The organism is Marinospirillum sp., assembly GCF_014859565.1.
Map to the genome: position 1 here is coordinate 1 of NZ_JACUUA010000067.1, position 16,573 is coordinate 16,573.

General features: G+C 51.0%; 12 protein-coding genes. 3 read left to right on the forward strand and 9 right to left on the reverse strand.

What is annotated here, in order from left to right:
* Window positions 1–130: 130 nt before the first annotated feature.
* Window positions 131–3,595 carry a transcription-repair coupling factor gene (gene mfd / locus IBX50_RS10080; protein ID WP_292255547.1) on the forward strand — a complete coding sequence of 1,155 codons (3,465 nt, stop codon included), beginning with the start codon at window positions 131–133 and terminating at the stop codon, window positions 3,593–3,595.
* 71 nt (window positions 3,596–3,666) lie between these two features.
* Window positions 3,667–4,470, forward strand: a complete 804-nt coding sequence (locus IBX50_RS10085; protein ID WP_292255548.1) for a CsiV family protein — start codon at window positions 3,667–3,669, stop codon at window positions 4,468–4,470.
* Between the two features lie 14 nt (window positions 4,471–4,484).
* On the opposite strand, the gene IBX50_RS10090 is transcribed toward IBX50_RS10085, so the two are convergent.
* Genes IBX50_RS10090 through nagZ form a run of 4 tightly spaced genes read right to left on the reverse strand, consistent with a single transcriptional unit; the run spans window position 4,485 to window position 8,024 of the window.
* Complete coding sequence (locus IBX50_RS10090; RefSeq protein WP_292255550.1) at window positions 4,485–5,234, reverse strand: S-methyl-5'-thioinosine phosphorylase; 750 nt, start codon at window positions 5,232–5,234, stop codon at window positions 4,485–4,487.
* Between the two features lie 11 nt (window positions 5,235–5,245).
* Window positions 5,246–5,815 carry a hypoxanthine-guanine phosphoribosyltransferase gene (locus IBX50_RS10095; protein WP_292255551.1) on the reverse strand — a complete coding sequence of 190 codons (570 nt, stop codon included), beginning with the start codon at window positions 5,813–5,815 and terminating at the stop codon, window positions 5,246–5,248.
* Window positions 5,812–6,957, reverse strand: coding sequence for a mechanosensitive ion channel family protein (locus IBX50_RS10100; RefSeq protein WP_292255553.1), 1,146 nt, complete (start codon window positions 6,955–6,957; stop codon window positions 5,812–5,814). The genes IBX50_RS10095 and IBX50_RS10100 overlap by 4 nt, the downstream gene beginning before the upstream one ends.
* A 26-nt stretch (window positions 6,958–6,983) precedes the next feature.
* Window positions 6,984–8,024, reverse strand: a complete 1,041-nt coding sequence (gene nagZ, locus IBX50_RS10105) for a beta-N-acetylhexosaminidase (protein ID WP_292255555.1) — start codon at window positions 8,022–8,024, stop codon at window positions 6,984–6,986.
* A gap of 122 nt (window positions 8,025–8,146) precedes the next feature.
* On the opposite strand from nagZ, the gene IBX50_RS10110 reads away from it, so the two are divergent.
* A complete protein-coding gene (locus IBX50_RS10110; protein WP_292255557.1) occupies window positions 8,147–9,382 on the forward strand; it encodes an MFS transporter in 1,236 nt (411 codons plus the stop codon).
* Window positions 9,383–9,460: 78 nt separating this feature from the next.
* Here the strand turns inward: IBX50_RS10110 and IBX50_RS10115 are convergent, their stop codons facing one another.
* The 5 genes from IBX50_RS10115 to clpP all read right to left on the reverse strand — a co-directional run bounded on the left by IBX50_RS10115 (window position 9,461) and on the right by clpP (window position 16,440).
* Complete coding sequence (locus IBX50_RS10115) at window positions 9,461–11,320, reverse strand: SurA N-terminal domain-containing protein (RefSeq protein WP_292255558.1); 1,860 nt, start codon at window positions 11,318–11,320, stop codon at window positions 9,461–9,463.
* Between the two features lie 138 nt (window positions 11,321–11,458).
* Window positions 11,459–11,779: an HU family DNA-binding protein gene (locus tag IBX50_RS10120; protein WP_292255564.1), complete on the reverse strand. Its 321-nt coding sequence runs from the start codon at window positions 11,777–11,779 to the stop codon at window positions 11,459–11,461.
* Between the two features lie 130 nt (window positions 11,780–11,909).
* Window positions 11,910–14,345, reverse strand: coding sequence for an endopeptidase La (gene lon, locus IBX50_RS10125; RefSeq protein ID WP_292255559.1), 2,436 nt, complete (start codon window positions 14,343–14,345; stop codon window positions 11,910–11,912).
* Between the two features lie 136 nt (window positions 14,346–14,481).
* Complete coding sequence (gene clpX / locus IBX50_RS10130; protein ID WP_292255561.1) at window positions 14,482–15,756, reverse strand: ATP-dependent Clp protease ATP-binding subunit ClpX; 1,275 nt, start codon at window positions 15,754–15,756, stop codon at window positions 14,482–14,484.
* A 66-nt stretch (window positions 15,757–15,822) separates the two neighbouring features.
* Window positions 15,823–16,440 carry an ATP-dependent Clp endopeptidase proteolytic subunit ClpP gene (clpP, locus tag IBX50_RS10135; RefSeq protein WP_292255563.1) on the reverse strand — a complete coding sequence of 206 codons (618 nt, stop codon included), beginning with the start codon at window positions 16,438–16,440 and terminating at the stop codon, window positions 15,823–15,825.
* Window positions 16,441–16,573: the final 133 nt, after the last annotated feature.

Sequence of the window (16,573 nt, forward strand, 5' to 3'; positions counted from 1 at the left end):
AAGTTGGAAGCCTCGCCCGTGGCGCTTTAGCGCTTAGGGCGGGGAGCAGTCACAAGGTACAGAGCATTTTTTCCTTCTGATCAGGCTGTTATCATGCCCCTCTTTAATTAACAGCAGAGCCACGAAACCGATGACCCATCCGGCCAACATCAGCCACCTTTTATCTGAACAGCCACCTCGCAAAGCCGGTTTTTTACAGCGCTGGTTAAACCTGCATGATGCCGCCTCTGCACTGGCGCTATTGGAAGCAGCCACGGCTCATCCAGCCCCCTTGCTGGTGGTGTGCCCAGACAGCCAATCTGCTCAGCTGCTGGCTGATGAGTTACGTTTTTTTGCTGCTGACACCCTGCCGGTTCTGAGTTTGCCCGACTGGGAAGTCTTGCCTTATGACCGTTTTTCGCCTCATCAGGATATTGTATCTGAACGCCTGAAAACCCTGCTGGCTTTACCCAGTGTGCAGAAAGGCCTATTACTGGTACCGGTCAGCACCCTGATGCAGCGTTTACCCCCCTCAGAGTTTGTTGCCAGTCATGCACTGGATCTGAAGCTGGGTCAGAAGCTGGCAATGCACACCTTTCGCCGCCAGCTCGAAGAAGCCGGTTATCGAGCCGTGGATACCGTGTATGAACACGGGGAATTCACGGTTCGCGGTGGTCTGCTGGATCTTTACCCAATGGGCAGTGAACAGCCCCTGCGTATTGAATTGTTTGATGATGAAATTGAATCACTGCGCTTTTTTAATCCCGAAACCCAGCGCACTGAACAAAAAACCGATGCCATCTCGCTCTTGCCCGCTCATGAGTTTGCACTGAATGAAACCTCACTAACTATCTTCCGTACTGAGTTTCAGACCCGGTTTGATGTGGATTTGTCACGTTGTGATCTGTATCAGGACACTTTAAAAGGCCGTGTCACTCCCGGTCTGGAATTTTTGCTGCCACTGTTCTTCCATCAAACTGCCACTCTGTTTGACTACCTGCCAGCAGACACACTGATTGCAGAAACCGGCAATACACAACAAGCAGCCAGCCATTACTGGGAAGAAATCGAACGGCGTTATGAAAGCCTGCGCCATGATGTACAACACCCCTGCCTGGCACCGCATGAGTTGTACCTGCCGCTGGATCAACTGAACCGTGAACGCAAGGCTTTTGCACGGGTGGAGCTGCACCAGCAACCACCCACTGACAGCCTGTCTGGCGATTTACAATTATCCACCCACGCCCTGCCTGACTTGGCAGTCCACGCTAAAACCAGTCGCCCACTCGGCGCTCTACAGGATTTTATCAGCAGTCACCCACAGACCAGCCTGCTGCTGACCGTTGAATCCCGTGGCCGGCGCGAAGCCTTGCTGGAACTGCTGCATCGCCATCAGCTGCATCCTGTGGATGTGGACAACTGGCAGGACTTTCTGGATAAACGCCCTCCGCTGGCATTAACCCTGGCACCCTTGGATCGGGGTTTGTGGATTGAGCAGCCACAAGTGCTGCTGATTACTGAGTCGATCCTGTTCGGTGAACGTATTCTGCAGCGCCGCCGCCGTCAGACTTCGGCAGTAAATCAGGAATTGGCATTTCGTAGCCTGTCCGAACTTACACCGGGCAACCCTGTGGTGCATATTGATCATGGTGTGGGACGTTACATGGGGCTGGAAACCCTCAGTGCCGGTGGTCAGACCCAGGAGTTTCTGAAACTGGTGTATGCCGACAACGCCAGCCTGTATGTGCCAGTGGCATCACTGGATCGCATCAGCCGTTACAGCGGCAGTAATGATGAAGTAGCACCCCTGCACCGGCTGGGTTCTGATCAATGGGACAAGGCACGCCGCAAGGCGGTAGAAAAAATCCGTGATACCGCTGCTGAATTGCTGGATATTTATGCTCGGCGTGAAGCCCAGCAAGGTCATGCCTTCACCTTGGATGAAGAAGCCTGGGAGCAGTTTTCAGCCGCCTTCCCCTTTGAGGAAACGGTGGATCAACAACTGGCCATTAATGCCGTGATCAAAGACATGTGCCGTACCCGTCCCATGGATCGTGTGGTGTGTGGTGATGTCGGTTTTGGTAAAACCGAAGTCGCCATGCGAGCAACCTTTATTGCTGTTCATGGGCAAAAGCAGGTGGCGGTGCTGGTGCCCACCACCCTGCTGGCTCAGCAGCATTATGATAACTTCAAAGATCGTTTTGCCGACTGGCCGGTGAATATTGAGCTGTTATCGCGTTTTCGTTCTGCCAAAGAGCAGGAAGCCAGCATCCAGCGGCTGCAAGAAGGCAAGGTGGATATCCTGATAGGTACCCACAAACTGCTGCAGTCCTCGGTGAAGTTTCAGGATTTGGGTCTGGTGATTATTGATGAAGAGCATCGTTTTGGTGTGCGCCAGAAAGAACAGCTAAAAGCCCTGCGTGCCAATGTGGATTTGTTGTCGATGACCGCCACACCGATTCCGCGCACTCTGAACATGGCAATGTCCGGCATCCGTGACCTGTCCATTATTGCAACCCCGCCCGCCCGTCGCCTGTCGGTCAAAACCTTTGTACGCCAGCGGGATGAAGCCATTATTAAAGAGGCCGTGCTGCGCGAGTTACTGCGGGGTGGTCAGGTGTACTTCCTGCACAATGATGTTAAAACCATCGAGAATGCTGCAGAAAAACTGCGTGAACTGATTCCCGAAGTCCGTCTGGGTGTTGCTCACGGTCAAATGCCGGAACGCCAGCTGGAAAGCGTCATGCAGGATTTTTACCACAAGCGTTTTAACCTGCTGCTCTGCTCCACCATTATCGAAACTGGCATCGACCTGCCCAATGCCAACACCATCATCATTGAGCGTGCGGATAAGTTCGGACTGGCACAGCTGCACCAGCTGCGCGGACGTGTCGGGCGCTCTCACCATCAGGCTTATGCCTATCTGCTGACACCCGATGGTAAAAAGCTGACACCTGACGCTGAAAAGCGCCTCGAAGCCATAGCACTGAATGAAGACCTGGGTGCCGGTTTCCTGCTGGCCTCACAGGATATGGAAATTCGCGGTGCCGGTGAGTTGCTGGGTGAAGAACAAAGCGGTCAGATCGAAAGCCTGGGCTTCAGCCTGTATATGGATTTGCTGGAAGATGCTGTTAAAGCCATTCGCAGCGGTAAAACTCCTAGAGCTGACCAACCGCTGCAGCGCGGCACCGAAATCAGCCTGCATCTGCCCACCTTGATCCCGGAAGACTATCTACCGGATGTGAATGGCCGCTTACAACTCTACAAACGCATTGCCAGTTGCAAGGACAAAGCCGGATTAAAAGACCTGCAGGTGGAAATGATCGACCGCTTCGGGCTGCTGCCGGAAGCCACCAAAAACCTGTTCAAACTCACCGACATCAAGCAGCAGGCTGAGAATTTGGGTATTGTGCGTATTGATGCCGGCAAGGATAAGGGCATCCTGCACTTCGGCAGCCAAACCCAGGTCGAACCCATCAAGCTGGTACAGCTGGTACAACGCCAGCCACAGGTTTACCGACTGGATGGTGCTCAGGCACTGAAATTCAACCGCGACATGAGTGATGCAACACGCTGTTTTGCCGCACTCCAGCAACTGTTGGATGCACTGAGTTAAGGCTTTGACTTCAACTCAGTGAAGCCCTAACCTTTCGAACTCAGATTTGTTGAAACATGGGAAACTTTTGAATGCACCTGATCAAGACTCGGTCACCGTTGTTACCCCTCGCGCTGCTGTTGGTCAGCAGCCTGCTGCCCTTGACACTGGCCGCTCAGGAGGAGCTGCAACCTCACCGCAACGAACGAGACTACATCATTGAGGTGCTGGTGTTTACCCAGCCGATTGCCCGAAACACCACCGAAATGCCAGGCCGCCCGAAAATTTTTGACAAGCTGCACAGCCCAGCTTTAAAAATTGGTCCGGCACCGGCTTGGAATCGTTTGAGTTATTTGCCACTGCAGCTCTACACACCCACCGAACCCCAGCTGGTCAAAGAAGCCGAAGCGCTGCAGCGTAATGCCAATTACCGATTGTTATTTCATGATGCCTGGCGGATGCCGGTGACTGCAGAAGAAAGAAGCCTGCCACTGCTGATTGAGGGTGGTGAGTATTATGATGGTTTTCCTGAGTTACAAGGGCAGCTGAAAATCAGTGTTGCACGTTATCTGCATGTAGAAACGGATTTTTATTTCAGCCGCTTTAAACCCATAGACAATTCACAGGAAACCTCTGTCACCCAGTTGCTGCAAAGCAGTCATAGCCCGTTACTGACCAGTCAGCCGAACTTGCCACAGCTACTGCAGAAGATCGAACCGGATGAAATTCGTAACGGCTCTCGGCTGATTGAAGGGCGATTTCAGATCAGTGATTCAGCAAGAATGCATCAGCGACGCAGAATGCGCAGTGGTGAACTGCATATGATTGACAGCCCGTATTTCGGCCTGCTGATTAAAATAGAACGCGCTCCAGATGCAGATGCCGCACCTGAATAATAATCGGCTGGGTGTTAAATCATTGGTTCAGCCTGCCTGCGCACTACTGCTTTTAACAACTGCATGACCCTGCCGATACCCTGTTCCAGTACGGCTTCCATCCCTGCCAGGGTGATTTCACCTGCCACCAGACCTGCCGCTGGATTAACAACCAGCGACAAACAGGCGTAAGGCAGTTCCAGCTCACGAGCCAGCGCCGCTTCGGGCATACCGGTCATCCCCACCAGTGTACAACCATCCTGTGCCAGGCGGCGCACCTCTGCTGCTGTTTCCAGTCTGGGGCCCTGGGTGGTGGCATAAACACCTTGTTGTACCAGCGCCATGCCTTCTGACTCTCCGGCCTGCAATAACTGCTGCCGCATAAACTCGGAATAGGGTGAGGTAAAATCTATGTGTTTTAAAGGCAAGTAACAGCCATCAAAAAAAGTCGCCTCCCGGCCATGGCTGTAATCAATCATCTGATCCGGCACCACCAGCGTACCCGGCACCAATGCCGGATCAATACCACCCACAGCGTTAACCGCCAGAATTCTGCTGGCACCCGCCGCCTGTAACGCCAGCAAATTGGCGCGGTAGTTGATTTTATGTGGCGGCACTTTATGCGGATGGCCGTGACGCGCTAAAAACAACACTCGCTGCCCCTCAAGTTGAGCCTCCAGTACCGGAGCCGAAGCTTCACCCAGCGAAGTCATGGCAGATCGTTCCGCCAGCCACTCCACGCCGGGCATTCGGGTTAAACCTGTACCACCAATAATTGCCAGCATCCGTGTTCCTCTCAGAGCCCTTTGGGGGCATAGATGGCAGGAAGGTTGCGAAGATAACCCTGATAATCCATGCCACAACCAAACAGGTAACGATCTTCCACGTCCAGACCGGTAAAATCAGCGCGGAAACCTTCCACAGCTTTGCGATTGTGTTTTTTATCCACCAACACAGCACAAAAAACTTCTCTGGCACCTAGTTTACGACAGTGTTCCAGAATGGCTGCCAAGGTTGCCCCCTCATCCAGAATGTCATCAACCACCAGCACACTGCGCCCTTTCATGGCTATTTCTGGCTCCACACGCCATTGCAGATCACCACCCTGGATTTTGCGGCGGTAACGTGTAGCGTGCAAATAATCCACCTCCAGCGGGAAACTCAAACGCTTCAGCAGTTCCGAAGTGGCAAACAACCCACCATTCATCACACAATAAACCACAGGCAATTGGTTTTTTAAACGATCTGTAATGGCTTTTGCCATTTGATCAAAAGCATCACTGACCTGTATTGCACTGACCAGACAATCAGCATCAGCCAGGACAGTACGAATACGCTGAATTTCGTTATTTGTTTCTTCAATCATGGCTGAGGTTGTACCGGAATAGATGGCTGGGCTGCAACACTGGCTGAGTCCTGTTGAAGGATGTCGCCCATATGCAAGGTACGTGTTGGAAAAGCGATGTCTGCACCTTCTTCACGAATGATTTCAAATATTTTCAGTAAAACCTCCTGTTTGATGCGATGGAACTCAACCCAGGCGGTGGTTTTGGTAAAGGTGTAAACAAAGAAATCCAGCGATGAAGCTGCATACTTGTTAAAGTTAACAATCAGAGTGCGGGTTTCGGTTTCCAGTTCTGGATGCTCAACCAGATACTGGTGCACTCGCTCAACGATAACATTCATTTTATCAGCATCACTATAACGGATACCAATGGTTTCAAAAATTCGTCGATTAAACATGCGTGACGGATTCTCTACTGCAATATTGGCAAAAATGGAGTTGGGTACATACAAAGGACGCTGATCAAAAGTACGAATGCGGGTCAGTCGCCAGCCAATATCTTCCACTGTGCCTTCAATTTCGCGATCCGGTGAACGTACCCAGTCACCCACCGCAAAAGGGCGATCAAAATACAGCATCAGCGCACCAAAAAAGTTGGCCAGCAAATCACGAGCAGCAAAACCTATGGCTATACCACCAATACCACCAAAAGCCAGTACACCGGAAACAGAAAAGCCCAGAGACTGCAGCAACACCAGCAAGGCTGTGATGATTGCTGATGCCTTGAGTAATTTACTGATGGCCTTGGCAGTGGTCAGATCCATGGGTTTACCGATCATACCCGGCTGGGTCAAACGGACTTCCATACCACTAATAAAACGCACTACAAACCAGGTTAACAGCACAATCACCGTGGTTCGACGAATCGGGTCTACAACATCAAAAAGATCCACCGTGGAATTAAGCCGCACAATATCCAGCGCCCAGAGCAGCCCTTGAACCCAGATAAAAATTGCTGCTGGTTTACGCCCCGCTTCCAGCAGTAGATCATCCCAGTGATTATTGGTGCTGGCAAAACGCTGCTCCAGCCGATCAAAAAATCGCCGGGCGAAGTAGTTGGCCAGCAAAGCCACAAAAATCACTATAAACACCTGGATTATCCAGGCAAATTCTTTTGGAATGACACCACCCACAGAAGCAACCACTTCAAGTAACTCGTTCACAACATGACCTTATAGTTTGTAGTGCATTAAACCAGCAGGTGTATGGCAGACTGCAAGTCATCTTCGACCAGTCTTGCTGCCAGCCGTCTGGCCAACAAGGCTTCTGGCGACTGTAACCAACCGCGTCCAGCAGCCGGTCTTGCCCGCAACGCCGAAGCCACCGAACAGGAGGTGACCGAAGTTTGTTCCATCCAAGCCAGAACATCCCGTGCACCGGCTGGGTCGTTACACACCAGCACCTGATCACAACCAGCAGCCAGTGCCGACTCGGCTCGTTGGGCAAAACTGCCTGCTTCAACGGCACCTGCCATGGCAAGATCATCACTGAATATCATCCCGGTGAATCTCAGCTCTAGACGCAGCAGATCCAACCAGGGTCTCGAAAAACCAGCTGGACGGTTATCCAGTGCCGTATAAATCACGTGTGCTGGCATTATACCCTGCAGTTTATCTGCCAAAGCGACAAAAGGTTGCAAGCAAGTGGTTCGCAACTCTGTCATGCTGCGCTCATCCACCGGCAGACAGGTGTGGGAATCCCCAGCAACGTGACCATGACCCGGGTAGTGTTTACCGGTAGCCGCCATACCAGCACGCTGCATTCCGTCAATAAAAGCAGCAGCCAGTCGGATCAGTGTGCCTGCATCAGCGGCAAAAGCACGATCCCCTATCACCTGACTGCTGCCGTAATCCAGATCCAGCACCGGTGAAAAACTGAAATCCAGACCTACATCCAGCACTTCTGCTGCCATCAGCTGCCCAATCAGACGGGATGCATCCAGTGCTGCGGCAGCATTCAGATCATACAGATACCCCAGCTGTCGCATCGCAGGTAAACGGGTAAAACCTTCTTTTAACCTTTGTACTCGTCCACCTTCCTGATCCACTGCCAGCAATAACTCCGGGCGCAGGGCACGGATTTCTGAGGCCAGCTCAGCAACCTGGTGTTGATCCACAATATTACGGCTGAAAAGGATCACACCACCCACGGAGGGGCGTTGCAGTAATTGTCTTTCTTCAGCAGACAGTTGCTGTCCTTCCAGATCCAGCATCAAACGACCCGGCAACATGATGTCAGTTATCCCATTCTAGTAATCAGGCGCAAACTCTAGCAGATACCAGCTGGCTTGCCAAAAAGCCTGTAATGCCATATTTTGGTGCATCATTAACCCAACTTGGATTAACTCATCCCGTGAAGCTGAATACACGTTTTTTTCTACATGTCTTTTTACCCTTTGCGCTGGGTTATTACCTTTCTTATTTTTACCGTGTGGTGAATGCGGTGATTACCGGCCCACTGGCCGAAGAGCTGCTTCTGGGGCCGGCCACACTGGGCTGGATTGGCAGTGCCTACTTTCTTTTTTTTGCGGCGGCACAGTTGCCACTGGGTGTATTACTGGATCGATTTGATACCCGTAAAGTGGCTTCGGCCATTTTGCTGATTGCAGCCGTCGGTGCAGTGATTTTTGCTCTGGCGCAGAATGCCACCCAGCTGTGGATTGGCCGCGGCTTGATCGGACTGGGTGTTTCTGCCTGCCTGATGTCAGCATTTCGTGCTTACGCTGCGCTGGTGCCGGTTGAGCGTCTGGCTATGATCAACGGGCTGCAGCTGGCTTGCGGTGGTCTGGGTGCCCTGACCGCAACAGCACCGGCAGAATGGTTGCTGCCGTTAATCGGCTGGCGCGGCCTGTTTCTGTCACTGGCGGTACTGACGTTGCTGATAGCACTACTGATACGCCTGAGAATTCCGGCAATCCTGTCGGCAGAAAATCGCAGCTCGGATACTCTGGGGGTGCAGATCCGTGACAGCCTGGCTATTTTCCGTCATCCGGCTTTTTTGCGTGTGGCACCTGCCAGTGTATTAAATCAGGCCTTGTATATTGCACTACTCAGCCTGTGGGCCAGTGTCTGGTTACGTGAGGTGAACGGTTATACAGCTTCAGCAGCGGCTGATCTGCTGTTCTGGTCTGCAGCAGGCATGGTGGCAGGTTTTATGGGGCTGGGATGGCTAACTACTCGACTGCAACGGATGGGACTGACCACCACCCAGATGAGTGTAACCGGTATGCTGATTTTTTCTCTGGCGATGCTGGCACTGGTGTTACGTCTGCCTGTTTCGAGCACTCTACTGTGGGTTCTGCTGGGCTTTTTTGGCAGCTCCGGAACACTGATGTACGCTGCCTTGTCACAACAATTCCCCGGTAAACTGGCCGGACGGGTTAATACGGCATTAAATCTGCTGGTTTTTACTTCTGCATTTCTGATTCAGTGGTTGATTGGTGTGGTGATTGCACTTTGGACGCCGGATGTCAGCGGCCAATACCCACAAATGGCTTATGTTGCGGCTTTTGCTGCCATGCTGGCTGCTCAGGTGCTGGCTCTCTGCTGGTACTTTATCAACAAACCTCCTGCATCCACTGCAAGCTGAGGCAACCCGCTCCAGGCTCAGGACGAAAAAAACCGGTCTATCTCTGACCGGTTTTTTCTGGTTCTTGTAAAGATCTGATCAGCGCAGTTCGATACTGGCTTCACTTTCCAGCTGATTAACAAACTGTGCCTGCATCCGATAACCACGATCTTCCATCAGCAATCGAGCCAGTTGTGCCAGATCACCCGAATCCTCAGTGACTTCTCCCGGTTGCACACGAACCAACTCAATCAGTGCGGTATTACCATCTGTCGTGGCAATCACACCGGTTGCCTGCTGTTCATTCAGACGGAAGGCCTCACGGTTGATTTCACGAGGTGCATTGAGGTTATTACGGCTGGATTCAGTCAGTTGCACCCAACGCCCATTAACACTCTTACCTTGTTGCAGCTCCTGCAGAGCCGTCTCAGCTGCAGCTGTTGCCAGGGCAGCAGCTTCGCTGCGCAGTAGTTGTTGACGCACTTCAGTCGCAACCTCTTCCAACGGCTGTTGCTGGCGTGGCTGGTAAGCATCACGAGTCAGCAGCAAAAAACGACCATCGTCCAATCGCAACGGCTCGGTAATCCAACCATCTTCAACTACATCACGTGAAAAAAGTGCTTCGGCAATTGTACGCTCAGCCCAGAAACTGTTAAGCGCCTGCTTTTGCAGCCAGTCACTGGTCTGCAGTGGCAAACCGGATGCTGTTGCAACTTCAGCTAAGCTATCTGAACTGAAACTCAGATTCCGCAGCTGTTCCAGCTTATCGCTGGTTGCTGCACGCAGCGGCTGAGCCAGAAGACGACTGTGCAACTCTTCACGCAGACTGGCAAAAGAAGGGATGGAAGCTTCTTCTTTGGCGACCAGTTGAATCAAATGCAGGCCAAACTCACTCTCAACAACCTCCGATACATCACCGGGTTGCTCAAGACCAAACAGTGCTGCTTCAAATTGGCTATCTAGGCTACCGGGTTGTACCGGCCCTAGCTCACCACCTCGACGTGCTGTAGCGACATCTTCTGACAGTTCCTGGGCCAGCTCAGCAAAATCAGTACCCGCTTGTATTGCCTCACGAGCTTCTTGCAAGCGACGGGTTGCGGCTTGTTTTTCTGCCGCATTATTAAAGGTCAGCAGGATATGAGCCGCTGAATAACTGCTACTCTGAGCTTTACGCGAAACCACATAACGTTCATATTCTGCTTCAAGTTCTGCTTCTGTAACTGTCAAGCCTTCAGCCAGGCTCGCTGGATCAAACAACAGGTAACTGACACGGATTTGTTCCGGGGTCATAAAACGGTTTTGCTGTTGCTGATAAAACTGCTGCATCTGTTCATCAGTGATGCTGACCTGGCTCACAAATTCATCAGCTGCAAAGATGCGGTAACGGTAATCACGCTTCTGGCCGACCAGCAGTTGAAACTCGGTCAGCTCGGATGCCAGTACAAACTCGCTGTCTGACAAACCATTCAGTAGCTGTTGGTTCAGCAGGTCAGCACGAAGTTGCTCTCTGAACGTACCGGGTGTCAGTCCTTCGCGCTGCAACAACTGAGTGTAGGTATCCTGGTTAAAACGTCCGTTCTGATCCTGAAAGGCATTCATACGAACAATCTGACGTTCGATCTGACGATCAGAGACCCGCATGTTCAATTGTTGTACCTTCTGGCGCAGCAGCTCTTCCTGAATCAGCTGATTCAGTGCGAACTGGCGCAGCAGGTTCATATCCAGCTGATCGGGATCGATCTGTCCACCCTGCAACAACTGGCGCATCTGTTGCTGAGCAACACGATCCACCTGTATCTGGCTAATGGTTTCACCATTGATCTTCGCCACTTCATTCGGGTCTCCCCGCATGGCGGTGAACAATGAATCCATACCCCACATGGAAAACGCTATGGCGATCAGGCCAACGAGGAAATAAGCCACTATCCCTTTGGATTTCTCTCTGATTTTTACAAGCATGCAGCCCTCATCTCCAGGCAAGGCAAAAGGAAAAGTTCAACGCCGGATTATAGCGCTTTACCGTACAACAACCAATCAGGGAAAAAGCCTGCAAAAAAAAACGCACCTCAAGGGGTGCGCTTTAATGGTCGGTTAAACTCAGTTGACTGCGTCTTTCAGACCCTTGCCAGGCTTGAAGCTCGGAACCTTGGCAGCAGCAATCTGAATTTCAGCACCAGTCTGTGGGTTGCGACCGGTACGTGCTGCACGCTCTTTGACAGTAAAAGTACCAAAACCTACCAGTGAAACGCTATCACCCTTCTGCAGAGCAGTGGTTACTGTATCCAGCACGGCATCCAGCGCACGGCCAGCAGCAGCCTTAGGAAGATCTGCGTTGGTTGCGATAGCATCAATCAATTCTGACTTATTCACTCTTCCACCCCTTTTTTGGTATTTAACAAGCTTCTGTTCCGTAAAGATTTGGCTCAACGTCCAGAATGCAAGTATTACTTCATTAAAAACAACTCAAGTAGCTGTATCAGCCGTATGGCGTGTATCTTAGCCTCTAAAGCCGCCTCAGGGAAATACCCTGAGGCAATTATTTGGCGATTTAGTGGGTTCCAGGTCTTGAATCAGCAACGAGTTCTTCTTTTTTTCCTAACGCCTCGATTGTCAAGGGTTCTGGGTGCTCCGCCAGGGCGACATCCAGCACCTGATCAATCCATTTGACCGGCAGAATTTTCAGCGGCCCCTTAATGCTGTCAGGGATTTCTTTCAGATCCCGTTCGTTATCCTGTGGAATCAGCACAGTTTTGATGCCACCCCGACGCGCCGCCAGCAATTTTTCTTTTAATCCACCGATCTGCATCACTTCACCACGCAGGTTGATCTCGCCGGTCATGGCAACATCCGAACGAATCGGGATGCCGGTAAAGGCCGACACCAGAGCAGTACACATACTGATACCAGCACTGGGGCCGTCTTTGGGTGTTGCACCTTCTGGTACGTGGATGTGAATGTCTTTTTTCTCGAACAGCTCAGGATCAATACCCAGCGCCATACAGCGGCTTCTGACTACAGTCAGAGCGGCCTGAATGGACTCCTGCATCACTTCGCCCAGCGAGCCCGTTTTCACCAGACGTGCTTTACCAGGCATGATGGCGGCTTCAATGCTGAGTAACTCACCACCCACGCTAGTCCAGGCCAGACCAGTCACACGACCGATCTGGTTCTCAGCATCCGCTAAGCCATAGTTGTACTTACGCACACCAAGATAATGCTCAATGGCCGTGGCATCAATTTTAACAGGCGCCTGAACCTTGCCTTCACCCAGCTCTCGCACCACCTTGCGGCAGACACGGGTAATTTGGCGTTCCAGCTCACGTACACCGGCTTCACGGCTGTAATAACGGATCATTTCCAACAGCGCTGCCTGTTCAAACCCGGCCTCTGTACCTTTTAGACCGGCATTTTCCATCTGTTTAGGCACTAGATACCGCTCAGCGATATTGGTTTTTTCGTCTTCGGTATAACCGGGCAAACGCACCACTTCCATACGATCCAGCAGTGGTGCTGGAATATTCATGGAGTTGGCGGTACAGATGAATAACACTTCAGACAGGTCAAAATCCACTTCCAGATAATGATCACTGAACTTGCTGTTTTGCTCTGGATCCAGCACTTCCAGTAGGGCTGAAGATGGATCACCTCGGTGATCCATACCCAGCTTGTCGATTTCATCCAGCAAGAACAGCGGGTTTTTGACATTAACCTTGGACAGTTTCTGGATCAACTTGCCAGGCATGGAGCCGATATAAGTACGGCGGTGACCACGGATTTCTGCTTCATCCCGCACACCACCCAATGCCATACGAACATATTTACGATTTACTGCACGGGCAATGGATTGACCTAGCGAGGTTTTACCAACACCGGGTGGCCCCACTAGACACAACACGGAGCCTTTGATTTTTTTAACGCGCTGTTGTACAGCCAGATAATCTAAAATTCGCTCTTTAACTTCTTCCAGACCGTAATGATCTGCATCGAGAATTTCGGAAGCCTTTTTCAGATCAATTCCGGCGCGCGAACGTTTTTTCCAGGGCAGGCTCACCATCCAGTCCAGATAACCCCGCACTACCGTGGCTTCAGCCGAGGTGGGCGACATCATTTTTAGCTTGCTGAGTTCACTGCTGGCTTTTTCTTTAGCATCAGCCGGCATTCCGCAAGCTTCAATCTTTTTAGTCAGCTGCTCAATTTCGTTACCACTGTTTTCCAGATCACCCATTTCTTTCTGAATGGCCTTCATCTGCTCATTCAGATAATACTCACGCTGAGTTTTTTCCATCTGCTGCTTAACACGGGCACGGATACGCTTCTCTACCTGCAGCAGATCGATCTCTTCCTCAATCTGCGCCATCAGACACTCAATGCGATCCCGTACCTTGTCCAGTTCCAGCAACTGCTGTTTGTCTTTTACACTCAGCGACATATGAGCAGAAATGGTATCGACCATACGGGTTGGATCAGCAATGCTCTGCAGGCTGTTTAATACTTCAGCCGGTACTTTTTTGGACAGTTTTACATACTGCTCAAATTGACCCAGTAAAACACGGGTTAAGACTTCCTGTTCTCGCTCGGAGAGGATTTCACTCTGCAGCAGCTCACCTTCTGCCACCACATAACTAACCGGCTCACCCTGGGCATTAACATCATCAATGTGTTGCACATCCAGCAAACGAGCACGCTGTTCACCTTCGATCAGCACTTTTACTGTACCATCAGGCAAGCGCAATAACTGCAGGATACTGGCAAGAGTACCAATGGTGTAGAGATCCTCAATCTCGGGATCGTCAATCTCGGCATCCTTCTGTGCCAGCAGAAAAACTTTTTTATCACTGGCCATGGCTGCTTCCAGCGCATGAATGGATTTTTCCCGCCCCACAAACAATGGAATCACCATTTGCGGATAAACGACCACATCCCGCAGGGGCAAAAGGGGTAACTCAAATACTGCAGGTGCAGTTGTATCTTTTTGCTGGGACATCGCAGAGGACCCTCTTCAAGTTCGTTCGGCCAGTCCGGCGCGTAATGTGTCTATATGGTGGCTCAGGAGCAAGAAAAAAAGGGCTCAAGGCCCCTTTTTTTCTTGCAGTGACTTCAACAAGGTTGTGGGCAAAGGCTTAACCCCTGTTAACAGCCAACTGTTCCAGCTCATCATTTTCAAAGAGCATCAGAGGTTTGGCATCACCCTGAATGACCTTCTCATCCACCACTACCTTCGCAACATGATCCAGTGAAGGAATTTCGTACATAGTATCGAGCAGTATATTTTCCATAATGGATCTTAAACCACGTGCACCGGTTTTACGTTCCAAGGCTTTCTTAGCAACGGCACGCAGGGCTTCCTCACGGAATTCCAGATCTACACCTTCCATTTCAAAAAGTCGGGCGTATTGTTTGACCAGGGCATTTTTTGGCTCAGTCAGAATCTGGATCAGTGCATCTTCATCCAGCTCTGTCAGGGTAGCCACTACAGGCAAACGACCAATGAACTCCGGGATCAGGCCAAAACGCACTAGATCTTCCGGTTCAATTTCGGTCAGCGCTTCACCCAGTACCTTGTCTTCCTGCTTGCTTTTGATTTCCGCACTAAAACCGATACCACCCTTTTCAGTACGGGCACGGATCACTTTTTCCAGACCGGCAAAAGCACCACCACAGATAAACAGCATGTTGCTGGTATCCACCTGCAAAAACTCTTGCTGGGGGTGCTTGCGACCACCCTGAGGGGGTACAGAAGCAACCGTACCTTCGATTAATTTGAGCAGAGCCTGCTGCACACCCTCACCAGAAACGTCACGGGTGATGGATGGGTTATCAGACTTGCGGGAAATCTTGTCGATTTCATCGATGTAAACGATGCCGCGTTGTGCACGCTCAACATCATAATCACACTTTTGCAGTAATTTCTGAATGATGTTTTCAACATCTTCACCCACATAACCGGCTTCGGTCAGGGTAGTAGCATCCGCCATGGTGAAAGGAACATTCAGCATTCGCGCCAGAGTTTCTGCCAGCAGGGTTTTACCTGAACCTGTCGGCCCGATCAGCAGAATATTGCTTTTACCCAGCTCAACATCTTTGCCGTTGCCACCCTGAGTACGCAACCGCTTGTAATGATTGTAAACCGCTACAGCCAGCACCATTTTGGCGCGATCCTGGCCAATCACATAGTCATCCAGATGAGTACGAATTTCCTTTGGAACCGGCAAGCGCTCATCTTCATCGCCCAGCTCTTCTTGCAACTCGTTACGAATGATATCGGTGCACAGCGAAACGCAGTCATCACAGATATAGACCGATGGCCCTGCGATCAGCTTTTTCACCTCATCCTGGCTTTTGCCACAGAATGAACAATACAAAAGCTTGTCTTTACTTTTTTTGCCTTCGGCCATGTTTAACCCCGTTTACTTCGGTATTTATCCCGCATCTCTGCAGGATAACACTACTTAACTGCCTGATCAGATAGGACGCTTTTCCAGCATCTTATCGATGAGTCCATATTCTACCGCAGTTGACCCATCCATGAAATTATCACGATCAGTATCCTTGGCAATGGTTTTGATATTTTGCCCGGTGTGGTGCGCCAGAATTTTGTTGAGCTTGTCACGGATGCCCAGAATTTCACGAGTATGGATTTCGATATCTGAAGCCTGTCCCTGAAAGCCACCCAAAGGCTGGTGAATCATCATGCGGGAATTAGGCAGGCAATAACGCTTGCCCTTGGCACCACCAGCCAGTAACAAGGCACCCATGCTGGCGGCCTGACCAATACACATGGTCGAAACATCCGGCTTGATGAACTGCATGGTATCATAAATCGACATGCCCGCAGTGACAGAACCACCCGGTGAATTGATATACAGACTGATGTCTTTGTCGGGATTTTCTGACTCAAGAAACAACAACTGAGCCACAATCAGGTTGGCCATGTAATCTTCCACCTGACCCACCACAAAAATAATACGTTCCTTCAGCAGGCGCGAATAAATATCATAAGCACGCTCACCTCGGGCTGATTGCTCAACCACCATTGGCACCAGGCCGCCGGCATTTTGAATATCCAGATTTTTCAACATCGTGCATCCCCAAAAGGTTAGGTTATAGCACCTAAACTAACCGAGGTTGGAAAGAAATTCCACCAGGAATTGCCCGGAGCCCGAAAAAAGATCCGGCGCGTGACTGCTCCCCGCCCTAAGCGCTAAAGCGCCA

What these genes read in the sequence shown, in the direction of transcription:
- IBX50_RS10095 (WP_292255551.1), bottom strand. Translation starts at nt 5,815, where the DNA reads ATGATTGAAGAAACAAATAACGAAATTCAGCGTATTCGTACTGTCCTG.
- IBX50_RS10090 (WP_292255550.1), bottom strand. Translation starts at nt 5,234, where the DNA reads ATGCTGGCAATTATTGGTGGTACAGGTTTAACCCGAATGCCCGGCGTG.
- IBX50_RS10085 (WP_292255548.1), top strand. Translation starts at nt 3,667, where the DNA reads ATGCACCTGATCAAGACTCGGTCACCGTTGTTACCCCTCGCGCTGCTG.
- mfd (WP_292255547.1), top strand. Translation starts at nt 131, where the DNA reads ATGACCCATCCGGCCAACATCAGCCACCTTTTATCTGAACAGCCACCT.
- clpX (WP_292255561.1), bottom strand. Translation starts at nt 15,756, where the DNA reads ATGGCCGAAGGCAAAAAAAGTAAAGACAAGCTTTTGTATTGTTCATTC.
- nagZ (WP_292255555.1), bottom strand. Translation starts at nt 8,024, where the DNA reads ATGTTGCCGGGTCGTTTGATGCTGGATCTGGAAGGACAGCAACTGTCT.
- clpP (WP_292255563.1), bottom strand. Translation starts at nt 16,440, where the DNA reads ATGTTGAAAAATCTGGATATTCAAAATGCCGGCGGCCTGGTGCCAATG.
- IBX50_RS10115 (WP_292255558.1), bottom strand. Translation starts at nt 11,320, where the DNA reads ATGCTTGTAAAAATCAGAGAGAAATCCAAAGGGATAGTGGCTTATTTC.
- lon (WP_292255559.1), bottom strand. Translation starts at nt 14,345, where the DNA reads ATGTCCCAGCAAAAAGATACAACTGCACCTGCAGTATTTGAGTTACCC.